Below are 26,884 nucleotides of genomic sequence, written 5' to 3'. Positions count from 1 at the left end.
TATCGTGCGTATATCCGTTTGATTGTTCTTGCCATTTAACATCTCCTAAAAAGTTAGGTCGATGTGTCTACTTTTCTAAGGCAAGTCCAGAGTCCTAGTTGAATAATTGGTTTGAACGGCTCCTCATAATGGCGGAGTAAACTCTAATCCATTACCAATATCTTGAATACAGTGTTTTTTTGAGCTTTTTATTGATTGCCATTTTGGCCTTAAATTCTCATCTTCGATGCTACCCCTAGAGACCTTGGCTTTATTAGTTAAAAAGTTAATACTAATGTCACTGGTTTCCCCCGAAGCCCGATGCGTATTTACTCGATCATAGCCTATAAGCCTTAGGCATTGATCTTCTTTACGAAAGGTGAACGTTGCCGAAAACATTTCCCAAGACCCAGCATTTGCAAAATACTCAAGGCGAATAATTAAATTGCCTTTAGATATTTTTATAGCATTTTCAGTTAAAGGATCTTCAAGCATTGGATCTGTATGTCGGGGGATTAATGTATGGTTTTCAACTAGTTTTATATATTTATCTGAAACTTTGTCTCGAACAGCAACTAGAAGCACTCTAGGGTTTGTATCCGTAACCTCAGCACCTAGCCCTTCGTTTTTTAGAATGTTTTTAGTATTTTTCTCGTGTAGAACAAGAACCACATCGTCTATACCATCAGAATTTAAATCACCTTTTTGTTGATGCTCCACATACCATCCTCTTGGAGTAAAACCTTCAATCGTTGAAGATGTTAAAGAAATGTTTGGATAAATAGCTTTTGGAATATCATCGTTAGCAAATGACACTGACATAGAACAGAGCATTACCAGAACGGATACTAAATTATGAATCTTCATTCTTCGCTTTGAGTTCTAACGTAGAGGTAACCGGCCTTGCGCGGCTTTTCGCGCCAGGTCCGAGTTGACGCCGAGTTAGCGCTACTTGAACAGACGCTCACGGAGGATGGTATTGCAACGCACTGCGATTGAACCATAGAACCACGTTGTCAGGCCAAGTGCTCCAAGAATTGCGGTGAGGAGCCAGCCCTTGATCCCCCAAGTAGCAAGCGGTGTTTTGTTTGCAACCTCCAAATATTCAGGAACAACCTTGGCCAGGACAAAGCCGTAGAAGCCGGAGACGAGAAAGCCGCTGAGAGCAAAAAAAGCAACAAATGCGGTCGGCATTTCCGCATAAGACGCGAATTTCTTTCGGTTCTTCCATGCGTTCCAAAGTCTGTTTAACACTCTCATGTTCCCTTTCTGTTGATTGGTGCGGAGTGAAGGAATCGAACCTTCCACGTTCACTCTTGGCAGGCTACACAAATTCATGTTCGCGATCTGTCGCTTGCGTTGGAATTTACACCAGGCTCCGCAGGAACGCAATTCCGCACCAAACACATGCCATGAAACTAGAAACAGCGAATGAGTTTTTCATGATTACCTCCATGGTTGTTGAAACTACGCCAATAACGCAAATGAAAATGTCCAACCCAAACGAGATTGCAACGCTCACTTCAATGTGTACCTGTACCTCCAAGCCGGTCAAGTTGCAATCATTCTGTAGCGCTAACTATTAAGTAGCCGTCCTAATGACAACATGTAAACTAGCATTCTTTCTTCAATTTACTAATCAAACCATATACCTAGGTTAAAAATAGAGGGCGTAATTTAATCGGCAAAATCGTCAATCGAATCTGACTTGTTTAGATGGTTTAAATAATGCCATAAGTGTTAAAAAAACCAGCAAAACATATTTTTTGTGGTTAATGTAGAAGTCCTGTAATTTTTGATCTGCCGAAAATAAGAATGGATACCCGCTTTCGCGGGTATGACAGGCCTAAACCTTCTCAAAATGAAAAAGCCACCTGACTTAGGTGGCTTTCTCATGACTACCAATTCAAACAACTACAAAATCAAGCTATTCATACGCTTCACAAAGCTAGCCGGATCTTCCAATTGCCCGCCTTCAGCCAGCAATGCCTGATCAAACAGCACATGCGCATAATCGGCAAACTTCGCATCATCGCTTTCCGCTTTCAGTTTTTCAACCAGACGGTGGGTCGGGTTAATCTCTAGAATCGGTTTGCTGTCTGGCGCTTTTTGACCAGCCGCTTTGAGGATACGCGCAAGGTTGCCGGACAAGTCATGCTCACCAGCCACCAAACAAGCGGGGGAATCAGTCAGGCGGTGTGTGACTTTCACTTCTTTCACGCTCTCGCCCAGCGCGGTTTTAATGCGCTCGACCAGATCTTTGGCTTGTTCTTCAACCTGTTTTTGCGCTTCTTTGTCGGCTTCATCTTCCAGCTTGCCGAGGTCCAAGTCCCCTTTGGCAATCGATTGCAGTTTCTTGCCTTCAAACTCGGTCAGGCTACCCAGCAACCACTCATCTACCTTGTCAGACATCAACAACACTTCAATGCCTTTTTTGCGGAAGATTTCCAGGTGTGGAGAGTTCTTCGCCGCAGCAAACGTATCGGCTGTGATGTAGTAAATGGCCTCTTGCTCGGGCTTCATGCGCTCAATGTAGGCCTTGAGCGATACGTTTTGGGTTTCGCTGTCAGTGTGCGTAGAGGCAAAACGCAACAGGCTGGCGATCTTGTCTTTGTTGGCAAAGTCTTCGCCGGGGCCTTCTTTAAGCACGCGGCCAAACTGTTCCCAGAACTTGGCGTAGTCTTCGGGTTTGTTTTCAGCCAGGTCTTCGAGCAGGCCCAGCACTTTTTTAACAGAGCCGTTTTTAATGGCTTCTACGTCGCGGCTGTCTTGCAAAATTTCGCGCGAGACGTTGAGTGGCAGGTCGGCTGAGTCAATCACGCCACGCACAAAACGCAGGTATTGCGGCATGAGTTTTTCGGCATCTTCCATGATAAACACCCGCTTCACATACAGCTTGATGCCCTGGCGGCGATCGCGGTCGTATAAATCAAATGGCGCTTTGGCTGGCACATAGAGCAGCGAGATGTATTCTTGCTTGCCTTCTACGCGGCTGTGGGTATAGGCGAGCGGATTTTCAAAGTCGTGAGAAACGTGTTTGTAAAACTCGTTGTACTCTTCTTCGCTAATGTCGTTTTTGCTGCGTGCCCACAAGGCAGAAGCTTTGTTAACGGTTTCGTCTTCATCGGTGGGGACTTGTTCGCCGTCTTTCCATTCTGATTTTTTCATCACAATCGGCAGGGTGATGTGGTCAGAGTATTTGCGGACGATGGTTTTCAGTTTCCAGTCGTTCAAGAATTCGTCTTCGCCTTCGCGCAGATGCAAAATCACATCGGTGCCGCGGCCTGCTTTTTCAGTCGCTTCAATGGTGAAATCGCCTTCACCGTGCGACTCCCACTTGACGGCTTCAGTCTCGCCTGCGCGGCGGGTAATCAGGGTGACTTTATCGGCAATGATAAAGCTGGAGTAAAAACCCACACCAAACTGGCCAATCAGGTTGGCATCTTTGGCTTGGTCGCCGGTCAGGTTCTGGAAGAATTCTTTGGTGCCGGATTTGGCAATGGTACCAATGTTGTTGATCACTTCTTCACGGCGCATGCCGATACCATTATCAGAAATGGTCAGTGTGCGGGCAGCTTTATCAAATGAAACTCGAATATTTAACTCGCTGTCATTTTCATACAAAGCAGCATTTGAGATGGCTTCAAAACGCAACTTGTCAGCCGCGTCAGAAGCGTTGGAAATCAATTCGCGCAACACAATTTCTTTATTGCTGTAGAGCGAATGAATCATCAATTGCAGTAATTGTTTGACCTCGGCCTGAAAGCCCATGGTCTGCTTGGATTGCGATTCTGCTGTCGCAGTTGTCATGACAGATCCTCCAAAAAACAGGGTTAAACACAAAATTTAACCCTAGATGGGGAAGCAAAAACCGTTTTTCAAGAGGGGAGATTGTGAAACAGGCGGGGATCTATGACAAACCATCATTTAAAACCATGACTGGCAACCGGATTGCGGCGTTGAGGCCAATAAACAAGGCGTTATTCAGCCAATTAAAACCGATTTATTTGCATAGTTTTTGCTAGTTATTTTGTAACGCAGCATTCTTTGTTCTGATGTCAGGTAAGGAGCGTAGTGTATGAATCTCTTTCACACGTTAATCGAGCAAATGCAGGTCATGAAACTGCCGCTATATGCAGTCACCTTGACCGCAGTCCCGCGGGCAGATACCCCGGTGTTGCTCATGTTGCATTGGCATGGCTTTCGCAAACAGCCGACGCCCGCCCTGCCCATGCTTAAACCGACGCTGCAGCCAGTGCCTGGCTCGGCCTTGCAAATCAATGACCGCTGGCGGCAACCGGAAGTGGTCGATGAAGCCGTGCTGGACGCGGCCTGGCAACTGGGCGCCTGGGACGTGCAACGTGAAGAGCACCGCGCTTGCACCTGGGTCGGCGCCAGCGAGCAAGAAGCGCTGGCCTGCAAACAGGCGTTTGGTAAATATGATGAAGTGCTGGAAGACGAACTGCTGGTCAGCGATGCCCCAGACCGTGACGAAATGTTGCATCTCGGTGCCAAAGTTGGGTATATCCGCTGGCAATTCCGGCCAGTCAATGGCGGCGTCTGGCAATCCACGGCTGAGGACGATACCTTGCTCGAAGATGGACGGCGTATCCCGCCCTGCCCGATTCGGCCCCTTGCACTGAAAGGGGGCAAATTGAGCAAGACTGCGTATCGATTGGGGCAGATCAACCGTATCATTTTGTTGAAATAAGCAAAGGCGAGCGTCTCCGCCGCTTGCCTGCAAGATTAAAGTGCTCCAAAGCATGGCAGGCGGTGAATGTGCATTGCCGCTGGTCGGCCTTAATCAGTGCCGCCCACCCCGTTTATTGCTAAGTGCTATGGCATGGACGTAATGACGTCCGGCAGAAAAAATACCAAAACATCCAGGATCGCGATTAAATTTTTATTCTTTTTAGAATGCGAACCACCGTCATGACCGGGCAGAGCCTTGTATTTGCTCGCCTTTACGAAAGGCGCACGCCAGCGCGCTGGTCATCGCTGATTTTTTCATATTACTTTCACTGGCCTCTGCCAACATAACAATTTATACTGTTTGAACGATGTGTCTGGGGAGGCAATGATGGCAACAATTGAGGTGACTGAGACCAGTCCCAATTCATTTTCTGTCACGGTGCATGGGACACAAACCACCTCACATCAAGTGAATGTCAAGCCAGATTATGCCCAGCCATTGCTCGATGCCAGCCAAACGGTGGCAGAACTGGTCAGTGCCTCGTTTCAGTTTTTGCTTGACCGGGAATCGAACACCAGCATTTTGAGAAGCTTTGATTTAAGCGTGATTGAACGCTATTTCCCAGAGTACCCACAGGCCATACAACGCTATCTTAAGTAATCACCTCCGTATTAACGCATGCTAAATATTAATCATGACACCCAGCTCGCTGCTGTAGATTTGGGCTCCAACAGTTTTCGTCTCGAGATCGGGCGCGTGGTCGATGGCCAGATTCTGCGCGTGGATTATTTGAAAGAGGCGGTCCGCCAGGGCGGTGACCTGGACGAAGACCGAAATCTGAAACCGCAGGCGTTTGAGCGCGGCCTGAAATGCCTGGCCCGCTTTGGCGAGCGTCTGAAAGATTTCCCGGTAGAACATGTGCGCGCTGTCGCGACGCAAACCCTGCGTGAAGCAACCAATAGCGAAGATTTTATCCGCCAGGCACAAAAAGTCCTGGGCTATCCCATTGAGATTATTTCTGGCGTCGAAGAGGCCAGGCTGATTTATCAGGGCGTCAGCCGCATGTTGCCGCAATCGGACGAAAAGCGGCTGGTGGTGGATATCGGCGGACGCTCTACCGAGTTTATTTTGGGTCAACACTTCCGTGCCACGGTAACGGAATCCTTGCGCCTGGGCTCAGTGGGCTGGTCACAAAAATATTTTGCCGATGGCCAGTTTAGCGAACGTAATTTTGAACGCGCCGAAATTGCTGCCGAGTCGATTATCGACATGATTGCCAACCGCTATGTTGGAAAAGCAGAGGTAGCCTATGGTGCCTCGGGCACGGTGGGCGCGGTCGCCGATGTGTTGGCAGGCGCAGGCTTCGCGGCTGACCGCATTGAACGCGCGCAGCTGGAGTGGCTAAAGCAGACGCTGATCAAAGCCAAATCGCCAGACCGGCTGAACATGGAAGGCCTCAAGGATGACCGGCGTGCAGTGATTGGCGGCGGCCTGGCCGTACTGACCGCAGTATTTGATACCTTGAAAATTGACACGCTGATGGTGGCTAACGGCGCGTTAAGGCATGGCGTGCTTTATGACATGCTAAACCCGGAAGATGTCACCGAAGATTTGCGTACTGCTTCGATTGCCAGATTGTGCAAGCAATTTGGTGTTGAAATGGAGCATGCCAACAACGTCAGCAAAATGGCGCTGTATTTTTACGACGCCATGCTGGCCTGTGATACGCAGAAGCCGCTGCTACATTGGGCGGCGCTGTGCCATGAAATTGGCTGGGCGATTTCACATACCGATTGCAACAAGCATGGTGCCTATATTCTGGATAACACCGAATTGATGGGCTTTGCGCAAAGTGAACTGCATACCATCAGCCTGCTGGTGCTCGGCCATCAAGGCAAGTTACGCAAACTGGATGCAGACTTTGACAATCAGGATTTGGTTTGCCAGCTCATGGCATTGCGTCTAGCCGTAATCTTTTGCCATTCCCGCCGCATGCCCTCACTCAAGCACCTGCAGCTGGAACGCCATAAACAGCAGTTTATTCTGGCGCTGTCCACGCAATGGGCAAACCAGCATCCGCAGACCCATTACCTGCTGGAGGAAGAGTGCCTGCTGTGGCAAAAATTGGGCTGGCAATTAGAGATTCGACACACGTAAAAAAACGGGCGCCAGGCCCGTTTTTTTTGATCAAAACTTAATCTTTTTTCTTTTTCTCTTTTTTCTCGTCTTCTTCCTTGAGCTTGGCCATTTTTTCGCGCCACTCTTGCAATTGCTCGTCTTCAATTTCAAGCTGTAAGGCCAGGGCTTCTTCCTGGCTCAGTTTTTCCTTGATGAAGCGTTTGGGTAATTTACCTCCCATGCGGGACAGAATACGCTCAGCCTCATCGGCAGGTAATTGTTTGACTTTATCCAGATACACTGGATTGACCTTGTCTTTCATAGGACTCCCTTTGATTGTCTACTATCCGGCTGTTTAAACAGACCGGATTTAGCTGTTTTGCAGAATCCAGTCGGTGACCGGATTCCACTGTGCAATGTCGACCTCTTTCAAGGTATTCGACAATTCAAAAATACTGAGGCCTTCTTCGGCGGCAGTGACATAAATCTGCGAAGAACGCAGCATGGACAGCACAGAAAAGCCTGACTCATCCATAAAGGTCAACAGACGCTCTGCGGAGCGCGTACGCGGCATCACCCGCATGCCAACCAGACCCACAAATGTTTTATGTTTACGCACGGCTTTTTCTTCTGCCAGCAATTGCAAAAAGTCTTGCGTCGCCCCGATATCAAATGCAGAAGGCGCCACGGGAACCAATACCAGGTCGGCTTCAGTCACTGCATCAGAAATTTTTTTGTCCCGCAAACCACCAGGGGAATCGGTAATTACCCAGTCGGCCTTTTGCAGGGCGGACTTGCCAAGATCATCGGCATTGTAAACAGTGGCGACATGTGCGGGCCGACGCGCAAGCCAATCTGTGGTTGATTGCTGCCGGTCTATGTCTTCGAGCACAATCTTGTGGCCCAGCTGCGCCAGATAGCCAGCAAGATTCGTGGCTAAAGTGGTTTTACCGCTGCCGCCTTTGGTATTTGCCACCAATACCCTGCGCATGCTTCGCTCCCCGTTTCAAGGTGTTGAATTTTGTCATGAAAACCAGCTGATATCACACCATATCAATATGAAATTTTTATGACAATTGATTTTGAACAAAAACAGTATAAACTGTTTTTACTGAACCCAACCAGGAGAATCTCATGGCCAGCAAACCAAATAACAAACCCTTGATCCAGAACAAACCGGCCACGACGCCAGCGAAACCGGCTGCGACCGCCAAGGCGCCTGTTGCCAATAAAACGGCTGCAAAACCCGTGGCACCCGTAGCAGCCAAGCCAGCAGCCAAACCGGTATTAAAAACGGCTGCAGCGCCTAAAAAAGCGAGCGGCACACCAGCGATCAAGGTCGTGAACAAAGTCGCCACGGCACCTGAAAAAGACAAGGCCGACAAGGACAAACCAAAAACCAACAAGGTCAAAATGGAACGTGACAGCTTTACCATGCCCAAAGAAGAGTACGCACAAATCGCGACTTTGAAAAAACGCCTTGAAGCGCTGGATAAACCTGTCAAGAAAAGCGAATTGTTACGCGCTGGCCTGAAACTGCTGTCTGCCATGGATGATGCAGCGTTGAAAGCCACGCTGGCCAGCATTCCAGTGATTAAAACCGGCAGACCAAAGAAATAAGTTAGTTCACACGCGGCGCATACAGTGGCGACAGGCCACTACGCGCTTACTTGATCAGCTCGGGGCTTTGCACACTATACAATTTGTAGGGCGGCCCCGATTTTGGCAAGCGCAGCCACCAGACCGCGCCCTTCTTGATACTGACCTGCCCTTCTGGCAAACCCAAGGCATGCGCAACCAGTTCACCTATCCAGGGCTGATGACCAACCAGCATCATCGATTCAAACGGGCTTTGCGCCAGAATTTGCAGTAGCGGCTCTAGCGGCCTTTCCGGCGCCAGACGTGTATCTTCCTGCCAGTCCTCTCCCCAGTAATCCACGGTTTCACGGGTACGCACGGCAGGACTCACCAGCACATACGTTTGTTTGGGCAAGTATTTTTTGAGCCAGGCGGACATTTGCTTGGCTTGTTTGTGTCCCTTGGCGGTCAGCGGCCGCTCAAGGTCAGAGGCCCCATGCATGAGCACCTCTGCTTCTGCATGTCGCCATAAAATCAGGTTTTTAACAGGCATCACACACTTTTATAAAGAATGATACTGGCGCAGTAACAGGTGCTGGCAAGACAGGGGCTCGGCAGCTTCAGTCCGCGCGGCCTGTTGATATTGCCCATTGTCACTCAGTTGCCAGGCATCCAGATTATCTTGCAGGTAAAGCTGCAGACTTTCGCGGTAAATGCGTTGCTGCATGGCGGGGTCTTTGATTGGCCAGGCCAATTCTACGCGGCGGATCATGTTGCGGCTCATCCAGTCTGCGCTCGACAACCACATCTGCACCTGACCATCCAGCTCAAAGTAAAACACGCGTGAATGCTCGAGCAGTCGACCGACAATGGATCTGACCCGGATGCGACCTTTAACCGACGGCGCATCAACCGGCAAGATGCAGGCCCCACGCACAATTAAATCAATCTCAACGCCGGCACTGGCGGCCTTCATGAGTGCATTGACCAGCGGGACATCGGTCAGCGCATTCATTTTAGCAATCACCTTGGCGGGCTTGCCCAGTCTGGCCAGGCGCTGCGCCTTTTCCAGCTGCCGGATCATGCTGTTTTGCAGGGTAAAGGGCGCCACCAGCAGATGACGCATGGTCGGGATCGGCAGCTCGCTGGTCAAGTGACGGAAGACGGCTTCCATTTCCTTGGTCAGATTGGCATCCGCGGTCAACATGCTCCAGTCGGTATACAAACGTGTGGTTTTCGGGTTGTAGTTGCCGGTGGAAAGATGCCCATAGCGGTGAATGACCTTGCCCTCACGGCGCATAATCAACAGCATCTTGGCGTGTGTTTTGAGGCCGACCACGCCATACACCACCTGCGCGCCCACCGACTCCAATGCTTCTGCCCAGTTGATGTTGGCTTCTTCGTCAAAACGCGCCTTGAGTTCAACCACCACCAGCACTTCCTTGCCACGGCGCACTGCCTCTTGCAGCAAGCGCAACATGCGTGGATCCGCCCCAGTCCGGTAAATGGTCATGCGAATGGCCAGTACATGCTCATCCTTGACCGCTTCTTCCAGTAGCTGGATCACCACTTCGAAACTCTCGTAAGGCTGGTGGATCAGCAAATCTTTTTCGCGCATTTGCGTCAGCAGCGAAACATTTTTTTTGATGTGCTGCGGCCAGTGCGGCTGGAATGGCACAAACTTGAGATGATCTCCTTTGGCCATGTCTGGCAGCTGAATCAGGCGGCCCAGATTCACCGGACCATTCACGCGGTATAACGCCAGTGGCGGCAGGTTAAATTGCTTGAGTAAAAACTCGGCCAGCGTGTCGTCGCATTCTTGTGTCACCTCAAGTCGCACCGCTTCACCATACTGCCGATGCGCCAGCTCTTCACGTAACGCTGTGCGCAAGTTGATCACATCATCTTCATCCACCTCAAGGTCACTGTTGCGGGTGACGCGGAACTGGGAAAAATGCAGGATGCTGGCGCCTTGGAATAAAACCTCCAGATTGGCGCGGATAATGCTGGTCAATGAGACAAAGCACTGTTCACCCTTGCTGATAGACGGTGGCAATTGCACCAGGCGCGGAACCACACGCGGCGCACGTACGATGGCGATTTTCTCTTCACCATCGACGGCAATGCGCACAATAAAGTTGAGCGATTTATTGGCCACTTGCGGAAAAGGATGCGAAGGGTCCAGCGACACTGGCATCAAGAACGGCAACACTTCACGCTTGAAGTAATTGGACACCCAGGTGGTTTGCTCTGGGGTCCTGACCCCACCCGAGACCAGATGTACGTGCTCTTTTGCCAGCGCCGGCATCAGCGCATCGTTAAATAGCTGGTATTGCTGGGCCACCAGCGCATGCGCCATGGTCGCTACTTGCTCGCAGGTCGACGCAGTGACCGGGCCACTGGTCACGCCTTGCTGATATGCCTCCATCTGCAAAGGCATGCGGACTTCGAAAAACTCGTCAAGGTTATTGGTGACGATACACAAAAAGCGTAAACGCTCCAGCAAGGGATAGTCCTCTCGCTGAGCCAGAGACAACACTCGGGCATTAAAACTGAGGATACTTTGGTCTCTGTCTAGCAGGGCGGGCGTGTTATTTTTCATGGCGGATATTGTATCGGCTGCAATGCTTTCAATTGTGACAGTTTTATGAAATTACATCTTTCTTAATTCACGCCAGCCGCTTATAGCTGCGCGATGTGTTGCAATCGCAACCGGGCAGCCGTGGTGATCTCGTTCTTTTCTGCCGCGGAAAGTTTTGCCACATGTTTCACCATCAAACTGGTCCGCGGATTGCGTGCAAACAATGCCTCATGCTTGATTAAAAATGCCCAATACAAGGTGGTGAACGGGCAAGCCTGCGCCCCCGTTTTTTGTTTAGGGTCATATTTGCAGTGCTGGCAATAATTGCTCATGCGCTGGATGTATGCACCACTGGCCACATACGGCTTGCTGGTAAAGCGGCCGCCGTTGGCAAACAGGGCCATACCCGCGACATTGGGTAACTCCACCCACGCCACTGCATCAACATACACCGCCAAAAACCAGTCCGAAACCTGTTGCGGGGACAATTCTGCCAGCGTGGCAAACAAGCCGAGCACCATCAGACGCTGAATATGATGCGCGTAACCATGCTGCAAAGTTTGCCCGATGCACTGCGCTAAACAATGCATGCCAGTTTGCCCCGTCCAGAACCAGGCGGGCAGCGCCCCTTGATGGTTAAAATAATTGGCCTTTTCCAGCGCGGGCATTTCCAGCCAATATACGCCACGGATAAACTCGCGCCAGCCCAAAATCTGCCGGATAAATCCCTCCACACTGGCCAATGGCGCTTGCCCCTGCCGATACGCCTGCTCAGCGGCAGCAATCACTTCGCGCGGATTGAGCAATTTGAGGTTTAAGGCCGAGGCCAGCAGTGAATGCCACAAGTATGGCTCTGCTTGCCACATCGCATCTTGATATGGGCCAAACCGCGCCAGCTTTTCTGCAACAAAATGTGCCAGCAAGGTGAGTGCTTGCTCACGGGTGACCGGCCATTGAAAGTCATCCAAGGCTCCCGGATGATCATGAAAGGTCTGATTGACCAGGGTCATCACGGCCTGGGTCACAGCATCGGGTGCAAAAGTGGGTGGCGGCCGCAGGTCTTGTGGCCCCTGCTTGCCCAAAGACTGACGATTGTCCTGGTCATAGTTCCAGTCGCCGCCCTCGGGCGCATCCCCCGCCATCAGAATCTGGTATTTTTTACGCATGCTGCGGTAAAAAAACTCCATGCGCAAAGAAGTATTTTTTTCACCGTAGTGATCCGCCCAGCGCTTGAACTGGTCGATGCTGCACATAAAGTGGGTGTCTTGCAGCACCTGCAGTGGCGTGGCAGATTGATCAGCCACGGCCTGTAATTGCTGCCAGATGCGCCAGTCACCGGGCTCGCATACTTTGAGGGCGAGTGGCCGATGCTGTTGCACCATCGCTTGCCAAACGGCTGGCAAATCGGGATGGGCCTGATCATCCAGCGCAAAATAGGTCAGCGGAAAGGATTGCGCACGCAAGCACTCGGCAAAATGCCGCATGGCAGAAAGAAACAGGGTAATGCGCTGACGGTGTGACCAAACATGGGTAGACTCTTGTCTGACCTCGGCCATTACAATATGGTCTTGTGCAGGATCAAAATCCAGCAGGGCCGGGTTATCCAGTGTCAGCTGGTCACCCAAAATAATCACCAGATGCCTCATGACGGTGTTGTGCGAGGCTGGCGGCGACAACGTTCAGAACAATATTTGACCTGTTCCCAATTCTTGGCCCAGGCCTTGCGCCAGGTCATGGGCTTGCCACATTGCTGGCAAAGCTTGCTTGGTAGCTGTGTCTTGTTGCCTTTGAAGTCTGAAATCATGCCTCAAAGACTGGAATGGCGTCCGATGGTTCCTTAAATACCTTTTTTTGCTGATAGCAGCGGCTGGCAATCTTGCAGATTTCGATAAAGTCTTCCGCCACCAGCGCCGCACGCCCAAGCAAGCCGCCATCAATATCTGGCATGCTCAACAAGCTGTGGGCATTTTGCGGGGTCATGCTGCCGCCATACACAATGCGGATTTGGTCGGCAAATTCGCGATCACGCTCGGCAATCATCATGCGGATAAACGCATGCATCCGCTGCGCCTGATCCGGGCTGGCATGCTCGCCGGTGCCGATCGCCCACACGGGTTCATAGGCGATCACCATATTGAATTTTTTGGCCAGCGCAAATGCTTCGTCATCCAAGCCGTAGACCACATTCAGCATCTGGTTACGCACAATCAACTCGGCCATATCGCCATCGCGCTCATCCAGTGTTTCACCCACACAAAAAATCGGCGTCAGCCCGGCATGCAGGGCATTGAGCATGCGCTTGGTGGCAACCTGATTGCTTTCCAGCTTGAGCGCACGGCGCTCGGAATGCCCGATAATGGTGTAGGTGCAACCGAACTCGGCGACCATTTTGGCCGAAATACAGGAGGTAAATGCGCCCTCTGTATACTGGCTGACATTTTGCGCGCCCCAGGCAATGGCCGAATCCTGCAACAGGGCTTGCGCCTGAAACAGGTAGACATAGGGCAGGCAGACCGCCGCATCCATGCCCTGCAGATCGTGCAGTTCTTGCTTGAGACGGTTGAGTAAGCCCTGGTTTTCGAGCAACCCACCGTGTAGCTTCCAGTTACCAACCACTAATTTTTGTCGCATGATGTTTCCTTTATTCATGCCCCCTCGTGCGGATTGTTGATGTGCTCAACTTATGTTTTTACTTGTCTTTTTACTGACCTTGTTGCTTGCGTTGATGATGCGTTCAACCCGGTGTCACCGGCGGTTAATAAATAGCCGCCATTTTCTCCAGTGAAATCACCTTGATTTTGCTGGCCTGACCGGCACTGCCAAAAGCCTCAAACCGCTCTTTGCACAAATGCTGCGCCGCGGTAATCGCTTCCTTGAAGTATTTGCGCGGATCGAACTCTTCAGGATGCTCGGCCATATGTGCGCGGATCGCCGCAGTCATTGCCAGACGGATATCGGTATCAATATTGACCTTGCGCACCCCGTTTTTAATGCCCTCGACAATTTGAGACACCGGCACGCCATAGGTTTCCTTGATATTGCCACCATATTGCCGGATCTGCTCCAGTAAAGACTGTGGCACGCTGGAGGAACCATGCATCACCAGATGCGTATTGGGGATTTTGGCGTGAATCTCGCGAATGCGTTTAATCGACAAGGTTTCGGCTGAAGGCGGCCGTGTAAATTTATAGGCGCCATGGCTGGTCCCAATGGCAATCGCCAGCGCATCGACCTTGGTGGCCGAGACAAAGGCAGCCGCTTCATCGGGGTCCGTCAGCAGCTGTGACTCGTCCAGCTTGCCTTCGGCGCCGACGCCATCTTCCTCGCCAGCCATGCCGGTTTCAAGCGAACCCAACACCCCGAGCTCGCCTTCCACCGAGACACCCACCGCATGCGCAAACTCAACCACTCGGCGGGTCATCTCGACGTTGTATTCATAACTGGCCGGCGTTTTGCCGTCCTCTTTGAGCGAACCATCCATCATCACGCTGGAAAAACCACTACGGATCGCCATCTGGCAGACCTTGGGCGAAGCGCCATGGTCCTGGTGCATACACACCGGAATATGCGGATACTGCTCAATCGCTGCTTCCACCATTTTGCGCAGAAAAGACTCGCCCGCATACCCGCGCGCACCGGCAGACGCCTGTAAAATCACCGGGCTATCCACTTCATCTGCCGCCTTCATGATGGAGAGAATCTGTTCCATATTGTTGATATTGAAGGCGGGCAGTCCATAACTGTGTTCGGCTGCGTGATCCAATAATTGTCTGAGCGAAATTAATGCCATATGTCACACTCCTTTAGTCGGTAGCTTGCGGATGATCACTGTCTTGCCAATGATACTCGCGCAAGCGCTGTATTTCCTGTTTGGCGCCTAACAGTACCGGCACGCGTTGATGACAACTATCCGGCTGGATAGCCAGAATCGGCTGCTTGCCGTCTATGCTCTCGCCCCCGGCCTGACTTACCAGCAAGCTCATCGGGTTTGCTTCATAAAGTAATCTTAACCGCCCGGCCCTGACAGGTTGCTTACAGTCGTGCGGATAAAGAAACACGCCACCCCGGGTTAAAATCCGGTGCACATCCATGACCATGCTGGCGCACCAGCGCATATTGAAGTCGCGACCACGCAGACCATCGGCGCCTTGCAGGCATTCATTGATATAACGCTGCATGGCAGGCGCCCAGTAGCGCTGGTTACTGGCATTGATGGCAAATTCCGAGGTCTCCTCGGCGATTTGTACCGTTTGCTGGGTCAACATAAAGGTATTGCTGTCATGATCCAGCGTAAACACATGGGTGCCTTGCCCCAGCGTCAGCACCATCAACGTTGCCGGCCCATACATGAGATAGGCTGCGGCACGCTGGTCCTGGCCAGGTTGTAAAAAGGCCTGCTCACCGAGGGTAGAGACCCCAATATTCGGCAGCACCGAAAAAATACTGCCGACCACGCCGTTAATCGCCAGGTTAGAAGAGCCATCCAGCGGATCCATACTGACCAAAAATGGTGCATCCAGCGTCTCAAACAGCACCGGATGATCTTCTTCTTCTGACAGGACCCCAGCGACCACCGCAGAAGCGCGCAGTTGCGCCACCGCCAGTTCATGGCTGCGGATATCCAGCTTCATCTGGGTTTCGCCCTGCACATTGGTGCTGGTCATTTTTTCAGTCACGCCCTGCAGCGCCCCTTGGCGGATCAGCGCCGCAATCTCAATGCCCGCCTGGGCCAAATGAGAGACCAGTACATTCAGGCCGTGATTTACAGAGACTTTTTCTAAGAACACCTCTAATTGCATGGCAATCACCTTCAGGTTGAATATTGTTAGGCCATGTCACACTGTAACATTGATAGCCGTCATTAAAAGAGCGATGACGCACTGAAATCCAGTGCAGTTATCCCGCACAGGCTATAAAGAATTGCATGCAATGTTTATGCCTGCTATCTGGTAGACGCCCTCACACTGACAATGTTCAACCCAATTGATGACAGCCATGCTGTCGCAGCGGGGAATAGTTAAGGTGGCAGATTGGAAGCTGCTGCAGAAAGTAGCTGTTGAATCGCCTGCTGCGCGGCAATAAAGCCCGCACTCGCCGTCACGCAGATACTGGAACCATAGCCCGCACAATTCAGGCCAGTCAGGCCGGCTTGAGGCGTCTCGCAAGCCTCTTGCGGGCGCTCCACGGGCTCATCTGAATACACGGCCATGAGGCCAAACTTGCTTGATTTTTTGTGATCCGAGGCTTTGGGAAAGCCATGGTCACGGCGCAATTGATTACGCACTTTTGACAGCATGCGGTCACCCTGCACATGCGCGAGGTCCGCCAGGCGCAACCGCGTCGCATCAAGCTTGCCCCCGGCGCTGCCCACCATCACCAGCGGTAAGCTGTGTTGTTTGCAATAAGCCGCCAGCGCAATTTTGGCTTTGGTGTCATCCATGCAGTCCACAATCAGGTCTGGTTGCCCGGCCAGCATTTGCGCGAGATTGTCCGGCGTCACAAAATCCTCAATCTCGTTCACGACACATACGGGATTAATTTCGGCAATCCGCTCCTGCATGGCCGTGACCTTGGCCTTGCCCAGATTGCCTGACAGTGCATGAATCTGGCGATTCATGTTCGATTCGGCAATATTATCCAGGTCTACCAGCGTGAGCTTGCCCACCGCATTGCGCGCCAGTGCCTCAGCGGCCCAGGAGCCAACACCACCGATGCCGATCACCATGACATGCGATTGCTGCAAACGCGCCAGGCCCGGCTCACCATACAAGCGGCGCACGCCGGAAAAGCGGCGCGCCATCTCGACATCGACAGACAAGTCCAAATCCATTACCCCTAGCTCGTTTCCAGCACCACATACGCCAGGGCAAGATTTTTCTCATCACTGATGCTGATATGCGACTGGTGGATATGATGCTGTTTGAGAAAAGCCTGTAAGGCACTGGACAATTGGAGCAAGGGACGCCCCAAGGCATCATGCGTCACCGCGATGTTATGGAAGCTGACTTCACCGCGAATGCCGGTACCGATGGCTTTGGCAAAGGCTTCTTTCGCCGCAAACCGCTTGGCCAGAAAGCGGGCTTTGAGCTGGCTAGCCTCATAATCCGGCCACTCAACCTCTGCCAGAATGCGCTTGGCAAAGGCCTCGCCAAACTGCTCAAGCGAAGACTGAATCCGCTCGACCTCGACAATATCCGTGCCTATCCCATAAATCATCGCCACTCCTCAGTTACAGTGCCATCCGATTATCTGGGCGCAAACTCTTTCATCAGAGATTTCATTTCACTGACCGCATGGTCCCAGCCCACAAACAAGGCATGCGCCACAATCGCGTGGCCGATATTCAGCTCTTCAAAGCCTGGCAAGCGCGCAATATGATGCACATTGTGATAATGCAGGCCATGCCCGGCATTCACCACCAAGCCGGCGGCTTTGGCATGGTTTAGCGCGCTGGTAATTTTATCCAGTTCGGCCAGTTGCGCTTTTTCAGTTTCCGCATCGGCAAAGGTGCCGGTATGCAACTCAATCACAGGTGCGCCCATCTTGGCGGCGGCATCAATTTGCGCCAGATCGGGTGCAATAAACAAGGAGACACGGATACCTTGCTCAGACAGTTTTTTAACGGCGTGTTCGACTTTGGCATAGTGAGTCAGTACATCCAGCCCGCCCTCCGTCGTGCGTTCTTCACGCCGCTCTGGCACCAGGCAGACATCCTGTGGTTTAACCTGAATGGCGATATCAATCATCTCGCTGGTCACCGCACATTCCAGGTTCATTTTGGTTTGCAGTAACGGCCGCAAGGCAAAAATATCCGCATCCTGCATGTGGCGCCTATCCTCGCGCAAATGTAGCGTGATGCTGTCAGCGCCGGATTGTTCTGCACGCAATGCAGCCTGCACCACGCTGGGGTATTTGGTGCCACGCGCCTGACGGATGGTGGCCACGTGATCGATATTGACGCCTAGTTTTAACATAGTTAACTGATAAGAGAACGGACAAAGCCCTATTTTACCTGCTGACAGTGTAAAACCATACCATTAAGCGTTGCCATCAACCATCAATCTGCGGAGCAGTCTGTGTAGATCACCAGCAAATGGAACCACAGTGCATGCCTAGGCCGCTGTCACGCGAATATATCTCGGCCGTCATCAAAGATTAACCCGCGTCCGCCATCATGCCCGCGTAGTAAACACTTTCAACACTACCATGCCCCAGCCTGGGGATGTTAATCAAGCGGGATAATTGTGAATAAATCAAAAGTATTTAAATCAACGGCCATGGTGGCCGCTGTCGCGGGCCTGTCATTCGGTGCCGTGTCGTTAGTCTCTGGCCTGGAAGTCAAGCCCATGCCTGCCCCTACCGAAGGTAAAGGTTCCTGGATGGCAGGTGACCTGCATACCCATACCGTGGAGTCTGATGACTCTCGCACGACGCAGACCCTGGACTTTTTGCTGGACAAGGCGCTCGGCACTTACAAACTGGACTGGATGATTCTCAGCAATCATTTGCGCTCTTCCAAATATGATCAGAACGGCAATTTGCTGGCCAAACCCGTGCCATTTGCCTATGCGATGGAGTCGATTGAGATTCCGCACGTGAAAGACATGCAGGCAGGCGGCACTTACGCAGACAAGATGATACTTTCGGCGGCAGAATGGGATATGCCTACCCACGACCATGCCAACGTGGTCATGTTCCAGAATGAATCGACGCTGGAGACGTCTACCGATGGCGCCAAAGAATTCCAGTACCTGTTTACCACCCTGTCTGAATCGTTGTTTAACCCGCAGGATGTCGCGGCCTGGAAAAACAGGAACGGTTCGGTGCGCCCGAACCAAACCGGGGCAGACGCATTATCAGCAATCGCCTGGTTAAAAGCCCATTATCCGACCACCAGCTTTGCCACCATCAACCACCCGTCTCGCAATCCAAACAAGTATACGATCAAGGACTTTCGTCAAATGAATGACTTGGCCCCGGATATCGTGTTTATGATTGAAGGCATGGTCGGTAACCAGATGGAACCAGACCGTGGCGGCTATACCTCTGCCTATATTGACGCGAACCTGCCTAACCGCACCTATGGCGGCGTGGACGCCGTTGTTGCCAAAGTGGGTGGCGTATGGGATGCGCTGTTAGGCGAAGGTCGCCACGTTTGGAACATCGCAGACTCCGACTCACACTTCAAGATTGATGCGGCCAGCAACAGCAGCGGCTACTATCCAGGCGAATATGCCAAGAACTACGTGTGGATGCCAGAAAGCGGCAAAGGCACAGCCACCGGCTTGATCGCCAGCCTGCGTGAAGGCCGCATGTTTGGCGTGTTTGGTGACTTGATCAATGCGCTGGACTTCCGCGTCGTCGGTTCGTCTGGCACCGCATTTATGGGCCAGGAAATCAAGGTTGGTGCGGGTGAAAAAATCAAATTGACCATCCGCTTCAAGAGCCCGGATCTTAACAATTACCTGAAGCCGGTTGATGGTAACACCCTCGCCAACATGAAACCTGTGGTCAACCATGTGGACTTAATTGTCGGTGATGTCACGCCCAAAGCCAGCCCGGACTCTGCGGCTTACAACGTTGCCACCAACCCGTCTACACGCGTGCTGAAGCGATTCACCGCAGCCGACTGGAAAGTAGGCAAAGATGGGTTTGCCTCGGTGACTGTGCAGCTGGTCGCCAACAAAAACCAGTACTTCAGATTGCGCGGCACCAATCTGGCGGTGGATGCGCCTGGATTCAGCTACAACGGCGAACCGCTGGCAGACCAGAAAACCTGGGTACTGAACAATCAGGGCGGCGTGGATAACAATGGTCGTGTCAACGCGATTAACGACCGCAACTACAGCAGCCTCTGGTTTTACTCCAACCCGGTGTTCGTTTCCGTTCGTTAAGATGAAATAGGAGGCGCAAGACGCGCCTCTTCATCGACACATGACGGGCGTTTGATTGATTTAACTTTTTTAGGATTTGTGATGCAATTGATTAAATATTTAGTAGTGTTTCTGGCGCTCACCTTTGCTGGTAGCGGTGTAGCACTGGCCGATTATCGTTACAACATTGTGGCGGTCGATGATGTGAATGGCGACCCAACCTTCTCTGGCAGCATGACCACCAGCGCGCCATTTTCATTAAACTATCATTTCAGCGTGCTGGACTTTGTCCTGAATGACCCCTTGGACAACGTCAGCTATCGCTCTAGCGATGCCAGCATTAGCATAGACAAACAGGGCTTTACGTTTGCAGCCAATAACGGCGCGTCGACGTTTATCCTGACGTTGTATCCTGATAATAGCTATTTCTCTGAGTTCACCGCACAGGGATTATCCACGGTCAACAACTCCGGTTATATTAGCTTTATTCAGCAAACGGCAGCGGTTCCAGAGCCAGCCACCAACGCCCTGCTGTTAGCTGGCCTGGCTGTGTTTGTTTTAGTGGCCCGTCGCCAACAAAAAGCCGGTTAGTTTCAGCGTGGCCTTGTGAGATACTTCAAGGCCACGTCCGAATCAAGCGCGAGCAGTCAACTCCTGACTGCTCGCTCAGGCAAGGTGAGTGCTGATCTGCCACTCACCTTGCAACCCCAGATATCCTCGCTATCAGGACGTGAGACCGTAGCAACGGCCACCTTCAGAAGCCTTGTAAGTCCACCAGCAATTGCCGGGTATGCAAGGGCTTTTCACCCAGATAATGCTGTAATAAATAACGCATCAACTGCTTGCTTTGCGCTTGAGTGGTGCTATCGCTGTAGTCGCCACGCGCCATTTGTAAGAGCGTATTACCCAGAATCAGCAGGCCGTTTTTAGTGGCAGACGGATCACAGGCGCCATAATCTGCCTCAAAACGGTAGGTGCTATCGGCATGGATGATTTCACCATGTTCATCATGGGTGAGCGGAACGGCGTAGCCGAGTTCTTGCAACATTTTGAGTTCAAACTTGCGCATCACCATGGCCAGTTGCGTGCCATCTACCGGCATTGGCAAGGCCGACAGTATCTGTACGGTTTGTGCGTAATATTCAAATAGCTGCACATGGGCATCGTCGCGCGGCAGCAGCCGCAGCAACAGCTCGTTCATGTAAAAGCCGCACATCAGCGCATCGCCCCTGAGCAAGGTGAGGCCGGTCATCCACTCCAGGTCATGCAGGGTTTTGAGTTCATTTTTACCCGACCAGGTGCCAGCCAGTTGCTGAAAAGACTGCAGCATGCCGCGCATGGCTGAAAGCGGGCGGCGCGCGCCTTTAGCCACGGCGGCAATGCGGCCCAGGTCGCGACTGAACATTTCGACGACCAGGCTGGTTTCTTTAAAGGGATAGGTATGAAGAATGAAAACCGGTTGCAGGCTTTGTTTGTGGCTGCCTGAATCAGAAGGTTTTACTGCCATGTGGATGCCAGTAGATAAGAACCTGCCAGGCTAGAAACCCAGGCTTTTTAGCGCGCGCGCATCGTCTGCCCAACCACCTTTTACCTTGACCCAGGTTTCAAGATAGACTTTGGAGCCAAACAGCTTTTCCATGTCCTGGCGCGCTTCGGTTGAAATCTGTTTTAATTTCTCGCCACCCTTGCCAATGATCATGGGCTTCTGGCTTTCTTTATCGACAATGATCGCGGCAAAAATGCGGCGCAGGTTTTTCACCGTTTCAAATTTTTCAATTTCTACCGTCACCGAGTAAGGCACTTCATCACCCAACAGGCGGAACACCTTTTCGCGGACCAGTTCGGCGGCCAGAAAGCGCTCGTTTTTATCTGTCAGTTCATCTTCGGCATACATGGCAGCTTGCTCGGGCAGATGCTCGCGAATCGCGGCTAACAGCTCATCCAGATAAAGATTCTTTTTGGCACTAACCGGGATAATGCCCGCAAAGTCAAACAGCAAGTCAAAGTCCTGAATCAGGGGCAGCAAGTTGCCTTTGTCGCCCATGAGGTCGGCTTTATTCACCACCAGCAATACCGGTTTGTTCTTAGGCAGCAGTTTAAGCACCAGCTCATCGGCCTCGCCCAGTTTCATCGGCTCGATCACAAACAGCACTACATCGACTTCGGTCAATACCTGGGTGACGGTCTTGTTAAGCGACTTATTGAGCGCGTTAATATGCTTTTGCTGAAAACCCGGGGTATCGACAAACAGAAACTGCGTGTCTTCAGTGGTATGAATCCCGAGCAGACGGTGACGGGTGGTCTGCGCCTTGCGCGAAGTAATCGCCAGCTTCAGGCCCAGAATATGGTTGAGCAAGGTCGATTTGCCCACATTGGGTCTGCCCACGATGGCAATGGTGCCGCAACGGAAATGGTCTGAGGCTGTTGTCTGTTCTGTCATGATTGTATCTTGTCCATGGCCAATTTGGCCGCTTGTTGCTCAGCCACGCGGCGGCTGGTGCCCACACCTGTGGTCGTCAACTTGAGTTTTTTAATTTCACATTGCACGGTAAACGTTTGTGCATGTGCTTCGCCTTCGATAGAGACCACCTGATATTCAGGCAAATCCATTTTTTTGCTTTGCAGATATTCTTGCAACTGCGATTTGGCATCCTTGTCGATCGATGTTGGATCTATGGTCTGCAGCTTGTCGCGATACAACAACGCCACCACTTGCTGCGCAGCGTCAAACCCGCCATCCAGATAGACAGCACCGACAATCGCCTCCAGCGCATCGGCCAGAATAGAAGGGCGACGCCAACCAGCACTTTTCAACTCGCCCTCGCCCAACTTGAGCGCATCGCCCAAATGCAGGCTGATGGCAATCTCGGCCAGGCTGGATTCTTTGACCAGCTTGGCCCGCAATCGGCTTAAATCGCCTTCTGGGATATCAGGAAACAAATTGAACAGCTGGTGCGCAATAATAAAGTTTAAAACGCTATCGCCTAAAAACTCCAGCCGCTCATTATTGGTGGCCGAAAAGCTGCGGTGCGTCAGCGCCTGCTGCAACAAGTCAGGTTGCGAAAATTGGTAACCAATTCTGGTTTGTAAGACAGGCAGTACGCTCATTGAATGACGATCCCTTTTGCCACTAGGGTTTGCTGGCAGCATCAAAATCAATCAACAGAGACATGGTCTCAGTGAGCGGGATCTTTTTCTGGTAGCGCATGGCCACCGCCCCTGCACTGATTTCGAGCTCACGGCTGGAAACGTCTTTAATACTATCGACCTGCATCTGACGATCAAACGCCGTACGCATGTCCTGCTCGCTTTGCAACAGCGGGTCATGCGCAATCCGGTTAATGGTGGATTGAATCGAGAAATACTCCATATAGGCAGGCAAGGCTTTCAAGGCGACTAGGCCCAAAATGCCAAATGCCGTCAGTACAAGTAAAAAACCGATAAAGCCGATCCCGTGTTGATCAGAAATCTTTGAGTATTTCATAGATGCTTTCCTCAAAAAGAGACGTCTCGCCACGGCTGACCGCAGCATTAGCCGATACGTTGCCCGATACGGCGCCACTGGTCAAAATTGAACCAGATAAAGAAGGCTTTACCCACCAGATGTTTTTCGGCAACAAAGCCCCAGACACGGCTGTCAGAACTATTGTCACGGTTATCGCCCATGGCAAAGTATTCGCCTTCAGGCACGGTAATGGTTTCGCCCTGCATGAAGCGGTCACCCAGACTACCTGGGCCATATTGGTTCATGATGTCATGAATCAGTACATCATGCTTGACGTCGCCCAATTGCTCGCTCAGGCGTGAGGCGGTGACATCCACCGCACGGGCGTTGCCGCTTTCGTCGTTGACGCTCAAGGCATATTGGTAAGGCGCGATAAAATCCAGGCTAATCACCTTGCCGTTAATAGTCAGCTGTTTGTCACGGTACTGAATCTTGTCGCCGGGCAGACCAACCACACGCTTGATATAGTCGATTGATGGGTCTGGCGGATAATGAAACACAAACACATCCCCACGCTGCGGTTTCCCCATGGGGTAAAACACATTATTGAGGATGGGTACACGCAGGCCATAGGTGAATTTGTTGACCAGAATATAGTCACCCGCCAACAGCGTCGGCATCATGGAGCCGGAAGGAATCTTGAATGGCTCGACGATAAATGAGCGGACGGTAAATACCAGCAGAATGACCGGGAAAAAGCTTTTACTGTATTCCACATACCATGGATCAGGCACCTCTCCGAGCGCCCCGGCTTGGCGCTGCTTGCGCAGCACCAGGATATCCAGCAGCCAGATCACCCCTGACACCAGCAAAATCACCAACATAAAAATTGCAAAATACATGCTTGTTTCCTGAGTAAGCACCATCACGCGCGGTGATGATGAATCGTGATTATTTATCTTCTACACGCAAGATCGCCAGGAAGGCTTCTTGTGGAATTTCCACATTGCCCACCTGCTTCATACGCTTTTTACCTTCTTTTTGTTTTTCCAGCAACTTGCGCTTACGCGTAATATCGCCGCCGTAACATTTAGCCAGTACGTTTTTACGCATGGCCTTCACAGTTTCACGCGCAATAATATTGGCGCCGATAGAGGCCTGGATGGCAATATCAAACATTTGCCGTGGAATCAGCTCGCGCATTTTAGAAACCAGTTCGCGGCCACGGTAAATGCTGTTGGCGCGGTGCACAATCAGGCTCAATGCATCCACACGCTCACCGTTCACCATGATATCCAGCTTGACCAGATCGGCCGCACGGAACTCGAGAAACTCGTAATCCATCGAGGCATAGCCACGCGAAACCGACTTCAGTTTATCAAAGAAATCGAGCACCACCTCATTCAGCGGCATTTCATAGCTCAACATCACCTGACGGCCCATATATTGCATATTGCGCTGCACACCACGCTTGTTATTACACAAGGTCATCACCGGGCCTACATAATCTTGCGGCATGAGCAGGTTGACCACAATCATAGGCTCACGGATTTCTTCAATGCGTGAAGGCTCTGGCAATCGTGACGGGTTTTCGATTTGTATGACCTCGCCGCTTTTGAGCAATAGCTCATAAATCACGGTCGGCGCGGTCGTAATCAGGTCCATATCGTACTCACGCTCCAGGCGCTCTTGTACGATTTCCATATGTAACAAACCAAGGAATCCGCAACGGAAACCAAATCCCAGCGCAGTGGAGTTTTCTGGCTCGAACTGCAAGCTGGAGTCATTCAGGCTCAATTTTTCCAGCGCAGTACGCAACGATTCAAACTGGTTGGATTCGACTGGATACAGCCCTGCAAACACTTGTGGCTTGACTTCTTTAAAGCCTGGCAGTGGCTCAGTGGCAGATTTCCCGGCCCCGGCAAGCGTCACCGTATCGCCGACTTTGGCCGCCGCCAGCTCTTTAATACCGGCAATGATAAAGCCGACCTCACCCGCACTCAGTTGCTGGCGCTGCAGAGACTTGGGCGTAAACACCCCCACCTGCTCACACAGGTATTCGGCACCGGTGGCCATCAGGCGGATTTTTTCCTTGGCGCGCAACACACCATCCACCACGCGCACCAGCATGACCACACCCACATAGTTATCAAACCAGGCATCGATCACCAGCGCTTTCAATGGAGCCGACACATCGCCTCTAGGTGGTGGCACTTTGGCAACCACTTCTTCGAGCACGTCTCGCACACCTTCGCCGGTTTTGGCTGAGCAACGCACCGCATCAGTGGCATCCACCCCAATCACATCTTCAATTTCCTGTGACACGCGCGCAGGGTCTGCCGATGGCAAGTCGATCTTGTTCAGAACGGGCGTCACTTCCACGCCGAGATCAATCGCGGTATAGCAGTTAGCCACACTTTGCGCTTCGACGCCTTGCGAAGCATCCACCACCAGCAATGCACCTTCACAGGCCGATAAGGAGCGGCTGACTTCATAGCTAAAGTCAACGTGCCCAGGGGTATCAATCAGGTTGAGGAAATAGGTTTCGCCATTATTGGCTTTGTATTGCAACGCCGCTGTTTGTGCCTTGATCGTAATGCCGCGTTCACGCTCGATATCCATGCTATCGAGCACTTGCGCTTCCATCTCGCGTGCTTCCAGGCCACCGCACAACTGGATAATGCGGTCAGCCAAGGTGGATTTGCCGTGGTCAATGTGGGCAATGATCGAAAAATTACGAATATTTTTCATGTTCTGTTATGCGTTATTTACAAGCAAGAAAGGCGCTTGAAGCGCCTTTCAAATCGTGCGTATTTTACAGCAAATGCATGAATATCAGTGATTTATTTTGTTTGCGGCAAGTGCGGGCGGCCCTATAAAGCGCACAGCCAAACCCAGGAAAATTTCCCAATTAATCGCATTTTAATGCGAACAGCATGCTCGCCTGACCGTTCTGCATTAAAGTTTGCAAACGTCCACGCTTATGGGGACGCTGCATTCACTAAAAACATATTTCAGGGAGTAAATCTTATGTACAAAGTCGTGCTTGTACTCACTTCAGCACTCTTGGCTGGTTGTGCCTCACCCGCCGCCATTGACAAAATGACAGTCAAACCGGCGACTCACAGCTCTTTGCCTAATGCGCAACTTAAAGAAAACGTCACCATTCAATCAGTCTCTGGCGGAAAATCGACCAATCCCCTGTGGGTTTCCAAGGTGGGCAATGATGGATTCAAGCTGGCACTTGAGGAGTCTTTGCGTAATGCAATGTTACTGAGCAACTCAGGACAAAGTAGCAAATACACACTGGACGCCAAATTACTAAGCCTGGATCAACCGGTTGCCGGGCTGGACATGACAGTGACAGCTGCCGTGGAGTACACCCTCACAGAACGCGCAACCCAAAAAGTCCTTTACTCAAAAATCATTTCTACGCCCTACACTGCGACGTTTAGCGACTCAGCGATTGGCTTTATTCGCATCAAAATTGCTAACGAGGGTGCCATCCATGAAAATATTCGCAGTGTGATTGAAGCGTTGAATCAATTAAAACTCAGCAGTGACACTATTTCCATGCTCGCCTACTAAATCCCCCACCTCAAAAACAAAAAAGACAG

At 51.5% G+C, this 26,884-nt stretch carries 28 protein-coding genes and 1 tRNA gene; 7 read left to right on the top strand and 22 right to left on the bottom strand.

Going from position 1 to position 26,884, the window contains the following annotated elements:
• Positions 1-123: 123 nt before the first annotated feature.
• The 4 genes from ACFQ1T_RS02590 to htpG form a co-directional block, all read right to left on the bottom strand.
• Positions 124-801 carry a hypothetical protein gene (locus ACFQ1T_RS02590; protein WP_379073742.1) on the bottom strand — a complete coding sequence of 226 codons (678 nt, stop codon included), beginning with the start codon at positions 799-801 and terminating at the stop codon, positions 124-126.
• Positions 802-927: 126 nt separating this feature from the next.
• Positions 928-1,287, bottom strand: a complete 360-nt coding sequence (locus tag ACFQ1T_RS02585; RefSeq protein ID WP_379073740.1) for a hypothetical protein — start codon at positions 1,285-1,287, stop codon at positions 928-930.
• Positions 1,257-1,377, bottom strand: a tRNA-Ser gene (locus ACFQ1T_RS02580). The genes ACFQ1T_RS02585 and ACFQ1T_RS02580 overlap by 31 nt, the downstream gene beginning before the upstream one ends.
• A 516-nt stretch (positions 1,378-1,893) precedes the next feature.
• Positions 1,894-3,789, bottom strand: a complete 1,896-nt coding sequence (htpG, locus tag ACFQ1T_RS02575) for a molecular chaperone HtpG (RefSeq protein ID WP_194749507.1) — start codon at positions 3,787-3,789, stop codon at positions 1,894-1,896.
• Positions 3,790-4,057: 268 nt separating this feature from the next.
• On the opposite strand from htpG, the gene ACFQ1T_RS02570 reads away from it, so the two are divergent.
• The 3 genes from ACFQ1T_RS02570 (at position 4,058) to ppx (ending at position 6,829) form a co-directional block, all read left to right on the top strand.
• Positions 4,058-4,690, top strand: a complete 633-nt coding sequence (locus ACFQ1T_RS02570; protein ID WP_194749506.1) for a diguanylate cyclase — start codon at positions 4,058-4,060, stop codon at positions 4,688-4,690.
• A gap of 366 nt (positions 4,691-5,056) precedes the next feature.
• Positions 5,057-5,332 (top strand): hypothetical protein, encoded by a 276-nt coding sequence (locus ACFQ1T_RS02565; protein WP_228518934.1) that lies wholly within the window; start codon positions 5,057-5,059, stop codon positions 5,330-5,332.
• Between the two features lie 18 nt (positions 5,333-5,350).
• Positions 5,351-6,829 carry an exopolyphosphatase gene (gene ppx / locus ACFQ1T_RS02560; protein ID WP_194749505.1) on the top strand — a complete coding sequence of 493 codons (1,479 nt, stop codon included), beginning with the start codon at positions 5,351-5,353 and terminating at the stop codon, positions 6,827-6,829.
• 37 nt (positions 6,830-6,866) lie between these two features.
• Here the strand turns inward: ppx and ACFQ1T_RS02555 are convergent, their stop codons facing one another.
• Positions 6,867-7,112 (bottom strand): hypothetical protein, encoded by a 246-nt coding sequence (locus ACFQ1T_RS02555; protein ID WP_194749504.1) that lies wholly within the window; start codon positions 7,110-7,112, stop codon positions 6,867-6,869.
• A gap of 48 nt (positions 7,113-7,160) precedes the next feature.
• On the bottom strand, positions 7,161-7,781 hold the full coding sequence (locus ACFQ1T_RS02550) for a ParA family protein (protein ID WP_194749503.1): 621 nt from the start codon (positions 7,779-7,781) through the stop codon (positions 7,161-7,163).
• A 143-nt stretch (positions 7,782-7,924) separates the two neighbouring features.
• Between ACFQ1T_RS02550 and ACFQ1T_RS02545 the strand changes: the two genes are divergently transcribed.
• Positions 7,925-8,410, top strand: a complete 486-nt coding sequence (locus tag ACFQ1T_RS02545; RefSeq protein ID WP_275356775.1) for a hypothetical protein — start codon at positions 7,925-7,927, stop codon at positions 8,408-8,410.
• Positions 8,411-8,456: 46 nt separating this feature from the next.
• On the opposite strand, the gene ACFQ1T_RS02540 is transcribed toward ACFQ1T_RS02545, so the two are convergent.
• The 10 genes from ACFQ1T_RS02540 to pdxJ form a co-directional block, all read right to left on the bottom strand.
• Positions 8,457-8,921, bottom strand: a complete 465-nt coding sequence (locus ACFQ1T_RS02540) for a SixA phosphatase family protein (protein WP_194749501.1) — start codon at positions 8,919-8,921, stop codon at positions 8,457-8,459.
• Between the two features lie 9 nt (positions 8,922-8,930).
• Positions 8,931-10,970, bottom strand: coding sequence for a polyphosphate kinase 1 (gene ppk1 / locus ACFQ1T_RS02535; RefSeq protein ID WP_379073736.1), 2,040 nt, complete (start codon positions 10,968-10,970; stop codon positions 8,931-8,933).
• An 80-nt stretch (positions 10,971-11,050) separates the two neighbouring features.
• On the bottom strand, positions 11,051-12,595 hold the full coding sequence (locus ACFQ1T_RS02530; RefSeq protein ID WP_379073734.1) for a cryptochrome/photolyase family protein: 1,545 nt from the start codon (positions 12,593-12,595) through the stop codon (positions 11,051-11,053).
• Positions 12,592-12,753 (bottom strand): DUF2256 domain-containing protein, encoded by a 162-nt coding sequence (locus ACFQ1T_RS02525; protein ID WP_194749498.1) that lies wholly within the window; start codon positions 12,751-12,753, stop codon positions 12,592-12,594. Before ACFQ1T_RS02525 ends, ACFQ1T_RS02530 begins: the two co-directional genes overlap by 4 nt.
• The gene (gene tpiA, locus ACFQ1T_RS02520) at positions 12,750-13,580 is read right to left on the bottom strand and encodes a triose-phosphate isomerase (RefSeq protein WP_275356770.1); all 831 of its coding nucleotides are present in this window, start codon (positions 13,578-13,580) and stop codon (positions 12,750-12,752) included. Before tpiA ends, ACFQ1T_RS02525 begins: the two co-directional genes overlap by 4 nt.
• 124 nt (positions 13,581-13,704) lie before the next feature.
• Positions 13,705-14,739: a class II fructose-bisphosphate aldolase gene (gene fba, locus ACFQ1T_RS02515; protein ID WP_313987244.1), complete on the bottom strand. Its 1,035-nt coding sequence runs from the start codon at positions 14,737-14,739 to the stop codon at positions 13,705-13,707.
• A 13-nt stretch (positions 14,740-14,752) separates the two neighbouring features.
• Positions 14,753-15,748 (bottom strand): class 1 fructose-bisphosphatase, encoded by a 996-nt coding sequence (locus tag ACFQ1T_RS02510; RefSeq protein ID WP_379073731.1) that lies wholly within the window; start codon positions 15,746-15,748, stop codon positions 14,753-14,755.
• 218 nt (positions 15,749-15,966) lie between these two features.
• Positions 15,967-16,779 carry a tRNA threonylcarbamoyladenosine dehydratase gene (locus ACFQ1T_RS02505; RefSeq protein ID WP_379073729.1) on the bottom strand — a complete coding sequence of 271 codons (813 nt, stop codon included), beginning with the start codon at positions 16,777-16,779 and terminating at the stop codon, positions 15,967-15,969.
• Positions 16,780-16,784: 5 nt separating this feature from the next.
• Positions 16,785-17,165: a holo-ACP synthase gene (gene acpS / locus ACFQ1T_RS02500; RefSeq protein WP_379073727.1), complete on the bottom strand. Its 381-nt coding sequence runs from the start codon at positions 17,163-17,165 to the stop codon at positions 16,785-16,787.
• 29 nt (positions 17,166-17,194) lie between these two features.
• Positions 17,195-17,923, bottom strand: a complete 729-nt coding sequence (gene pdxJ / locus ACFQ1T_RS02495) for a pyridoxine 5'-phosphate synthase (protein WP_379073725.1) — start codon at positions 17,921-17,923, stop codon at positions 17,195-17,197.
• 270 nt (positions 17,924-18,193) lie between these two features.
• Here pdxJ and ACFQ1T_RS02490 point away from each other — a divergent pair, with 270 nt between their 5' ends.
• Positions 18,194-19,843 (top strand): hypothetical protein, encoded by a 1,650-nt coding sequence (locus tag ACFQ1T_RS02490; RefSeq protein ID WP_228518932.1) that lies wholly within the window; start codon positions 18,194-18,196, stop codon positions 19,841-19,843.
• Between the two features lie 81 nt (positions 19,844-19,924).
• Positions 19,925-20,413, top strand: coding sequence for a PEP-CTERM sorting domain-containing protein (locus ACFQ1T_RS02485; RefSeq protein ID WP_379073722.1), 489 nt, complete (start codon positions 19,925-19,927; stop codon positions 20,411-20,413).
• 163 nt (positions 20,414-20,576) lie between these two features.
• Here the strand turns inward: ACFQ1T_RS02485 and recO are convergent, their stop codons facing one another.
• The 6 genes from recO to lepA are packed head-to-tail and all read right to left on the bottom strand — an operon-like array spanning position 20,577 to position 26,018.
• Complete coding sequence (gene recO / locus ACFQ1T_RS02480; protein WP_379073720.1) at positions 20,577-21,329, bottom strand: DNA repair protein RecO; 753 nt, start codon at positions 21,327-21,329, stop codon at positions 20,577-20,579.
• A 30-nt stretch (positions 21,330-21,359) separates the two neighbouring features.
• Entirely contained in the window at positions 21,360-22,262 is a 903-nt protein-coding gene (gene era / locus ACFQ1T_RS02475; RefSeq protein ID WP_379073718.1) for a GTPase Era, read from the bottom strand.
• The gene (gene rnc, locus ACFQ1T_RS02470) at positions 22,259-22,930 is read right to left on the bottom strand and encodes a ribonuclease III (protein ID WP_275356765.1); all 672 of its coding nucleotides are present in this window, start codon (positions 22,928-22,930) and stop codon (positions 22,259-22,261) included. Before rnc ends, era begins: the two co-directional genes overlap by 4 nt.
• A 22-nt stretch (positions 22,931-22,952) precedes the next feature.
• The gene (locus ACFQ1T_RS02465) at positions 22,953-23,306 is read right to left on the bottom strand and encodes a DUF4845 domain-containing protein (protein ID WP_194749479.1); all 354 of its coding nucleotides are present in this window, start codon (positions 23,304-23,306) and stop codon (positions 22,953-22,955) included.
• Positions 23,307-23,353: 47 nt separating this feature from the next.
• Positions 23,354-24,169 (bottom strand): signal peptidase I, encoded by an 816-nt coding sequence (gene lepB / locus ACFQ1T_RS02460; protein ID WP_194749478.1) that lies wholly within the window; start codon positions 24,167-24,169, stop codon positions 23,354-23,356.
• Between the two features lie 49 nt (positions 24,170-24,218).
• On the bottom strand, positions 24,219-26,018 hold the full coding sequence (lepA, locus tag ACFQ1T_RS02455) for a translation elongation factor 4 (protein ID WP_194749477.1): 1,800 nt from the start codon (positions 26,016-26,018) through the stop codon (positions 24,219-24,221).
• Positions 26,019-26,297: 279 nt separating this feature from the next.
• Here lepA and ACFQ1T_RS02450 point away from each other — a divergent pair, with 279 nt between their 5' ends.
• Positions 26,298-26,855 (top strand): hypothetical protein, encoded by a 558-nt coding sequence (locus ACFQ1T_RS02450; RefSeq protein ID WP_379073715.1) that lies wholly within the window; start codon positions 26,298-26,300, stop codon positions 26,853-26,855.
• The last annotated feature ends 29 nt before the right edge of the window (positions 26,856-26,884 follow it).

This window comes from Methylophilus glucosoxydans (assembly GCF_042676145.1).
Lineage (GTDB): Bacteria > Pseudomonadota > Gammaproteobacteria > Burkholderiales > Methylophilaceae > Methylophilus > Methylophilus glucosoxydans.
The sequence above is the reverse complement of the archived record's forward strand: the minus strand, read 5'-3'. Positions and strand labels throughout refer to the sequence as shown.

Bases quoted from the DNA above. Each gene is read 5' to 3' on its own strand.
- lepA (WP_194749477.1), bottom strand. From the start codon at position 26,018: ATGAAAAATATTCGTAATTTTTCGATCATTGCCCACATTGACCACGGC.
- ACFQ1T_RS02565 (WP_228518934.1), top strand. From the start codon at position 5,057: ATGATGGCAACAATTGAGGTGACTGAGACCAGTCCCAATTCATTTTCT.
- lepB (WP_194749478.1), bottom strand. From the start codon at position 24,169: ATGTATTTTGCAATTTTTATGTTGGTGATTTTGCTGGTGTCAGGGGTG.
- tpiA (WP_275356770.1), bottom strand. From the start codon at position 13,580: ATGCGACAAAAATTAGTGGTTGGTAACTGGAAGCTACACGGTGGGTTG.
- pdxJ (WP_379073725.1), bottom strand. From the start codon at position 17,923: ATGTTAAAACTAGGCGTCAATATCGATCACGTGGCCACCATCCGTCAG.
- ACFQ1T_RS02530 (WP_379073734.1), bottom strand. From the start codon at position 12,595: ATGAGGCATCTGGTGATTATTTTGGGTGACCAGCTGACACTGGATAAC.
- ACFQ1T_RS02510 (WP_379073731.1), bottom strand. From the start codon at position 15,748: ATGCAATTAGAGGTGTTCTTAGAAAAAGTCTCTGTAAATCACGGCCTG.
- ACFQ1T_RS02590 (WP_379073742.1), bottom strand. From the start codon at position 801: ATGTCAGTGTCATTTGCTAACGATGATATTCCAAAAGCTATTTATCCA.
- ppk1 (WP_379073736.1), bottom strand. From the start codon at position 10,970: ATGAAAAATAACACGCCCGCCCTGCTAGACAGAGACCAAAGTATCCTC.
- ACFQ1T_RS02485 (WP_379073722.1), top strand. From the start codon at position 19,925: ATGCAATTGATTAAATATTTAGTAGTGTTTCTGGCGCTCACCTTTGCT.
- acpS (WP_379073727.1), bottom strand. From the start codon at position 17,165: ATGATTTATGGGATAGGCACGGATATTGTCGAGGTCGAGCGGATTCAG.
- era (WP_379073718.1), bottom strand. From the start codon at position 22,262: ATGACAGAACAGACAACAGCCTCAGACCATTTCCGTTGCGGCACCATT.
- ACFQ1T_RS02450 (WP_379073715.1), top strand. From the start codon at position 26,298: ATGTACAAAGTCGTGCTTGTACTCACTTCAGCACTCTTGGCTGGTTGT.
- ACFQ1T_RS02550 (WP_194749503.1), bottom strand. From the start codon at position 7,781: ATGCGCAGGGTATTGGTGGCAAATACCAAAGGCGGCAGCGGTAAAACC.
- recO (WP_379073720.1), bottom strand. From the start codon at position 21,329: ATGGCAGTAAAACCTTCTGATTCAGGCAGCCACAAACAAAGCCTGCAA.
- ACFQ1T_RS02465 (WP_194749479.1), bottom strand. From the start codon at position 23,306: ATGAAATACTCAAAGATTTCTGATCAACACGGGATCGGCTTTATCGGT.
- ACFQ1T_RS02555 (WP_194749504.1), bottom strand. From the start codon at position 7,112: ATGAAAGACAAGGTCAATCCAGTGTATCTGGATAAAGTCAAACAATTA.
- ACFQ1T_RS02505 (WP_379073729.1), bottom strand. From the start codon at position 16,779: ATGGATTTGGACTTGTCTGTCGATGTCGAGATGGCGCGCCGCTTTTCC.
- htpG (WP_194749507.1), bottom strand. From the start codon at position 3,789: ATGACAACTGCGACAGCAGAATCGCAATCCAAGCAGACCATGGGCTTT.
- ACFQ1T_RS02525 (WP_194749498.1), bottom strand. From the start codon at position 12,753: ATGATTTCAGACTTCAAAGGCAACAAGACACAGCTACCAAGCAAGCTT.
- rnc (WP_275356765.1), bottom strand. From the start codon at position 22,930: ATGAGCGTACTGCCTGTCTTACAAACCAGAATTGGTTACCAATTTTCG.
- ppx (WP_194749505.1), top strand. From the start codon at position 5,351: ATGCTAAATATTAATCATGACACCCAGCTCGCTGCTGTAGATTTGGGC.
- fba (WP_313987244.1), bottom strand. From the start codon at position 14,739: ATGGCATTAATTTCGCTCAGACAATTATTGGATCACGCAGCCGAACAC.
- ACFQ1T_RS02540 (WP_194749501.1), bottom strand. From the start codon at position 8,921: ATGCCTGTTAAAAACCTGATTTTATGGCGACATGCAGAAGCAGAGGTG.
- ACFQ1T_RS02570 (WP_194749506.1), top strand. From the start codon at position 4,058: ATGAATCTCTTTCACACGTTAATCGAGCAAATGCAGGTCATGAAACTG.
- ACFQ1T_RS02545 (WP_275356775.1), top strand. From the start codon at position 7,925: ATGGCCAGCAAACCAAATAACAAACCCTTGATCCAGAACAAACCGGCC.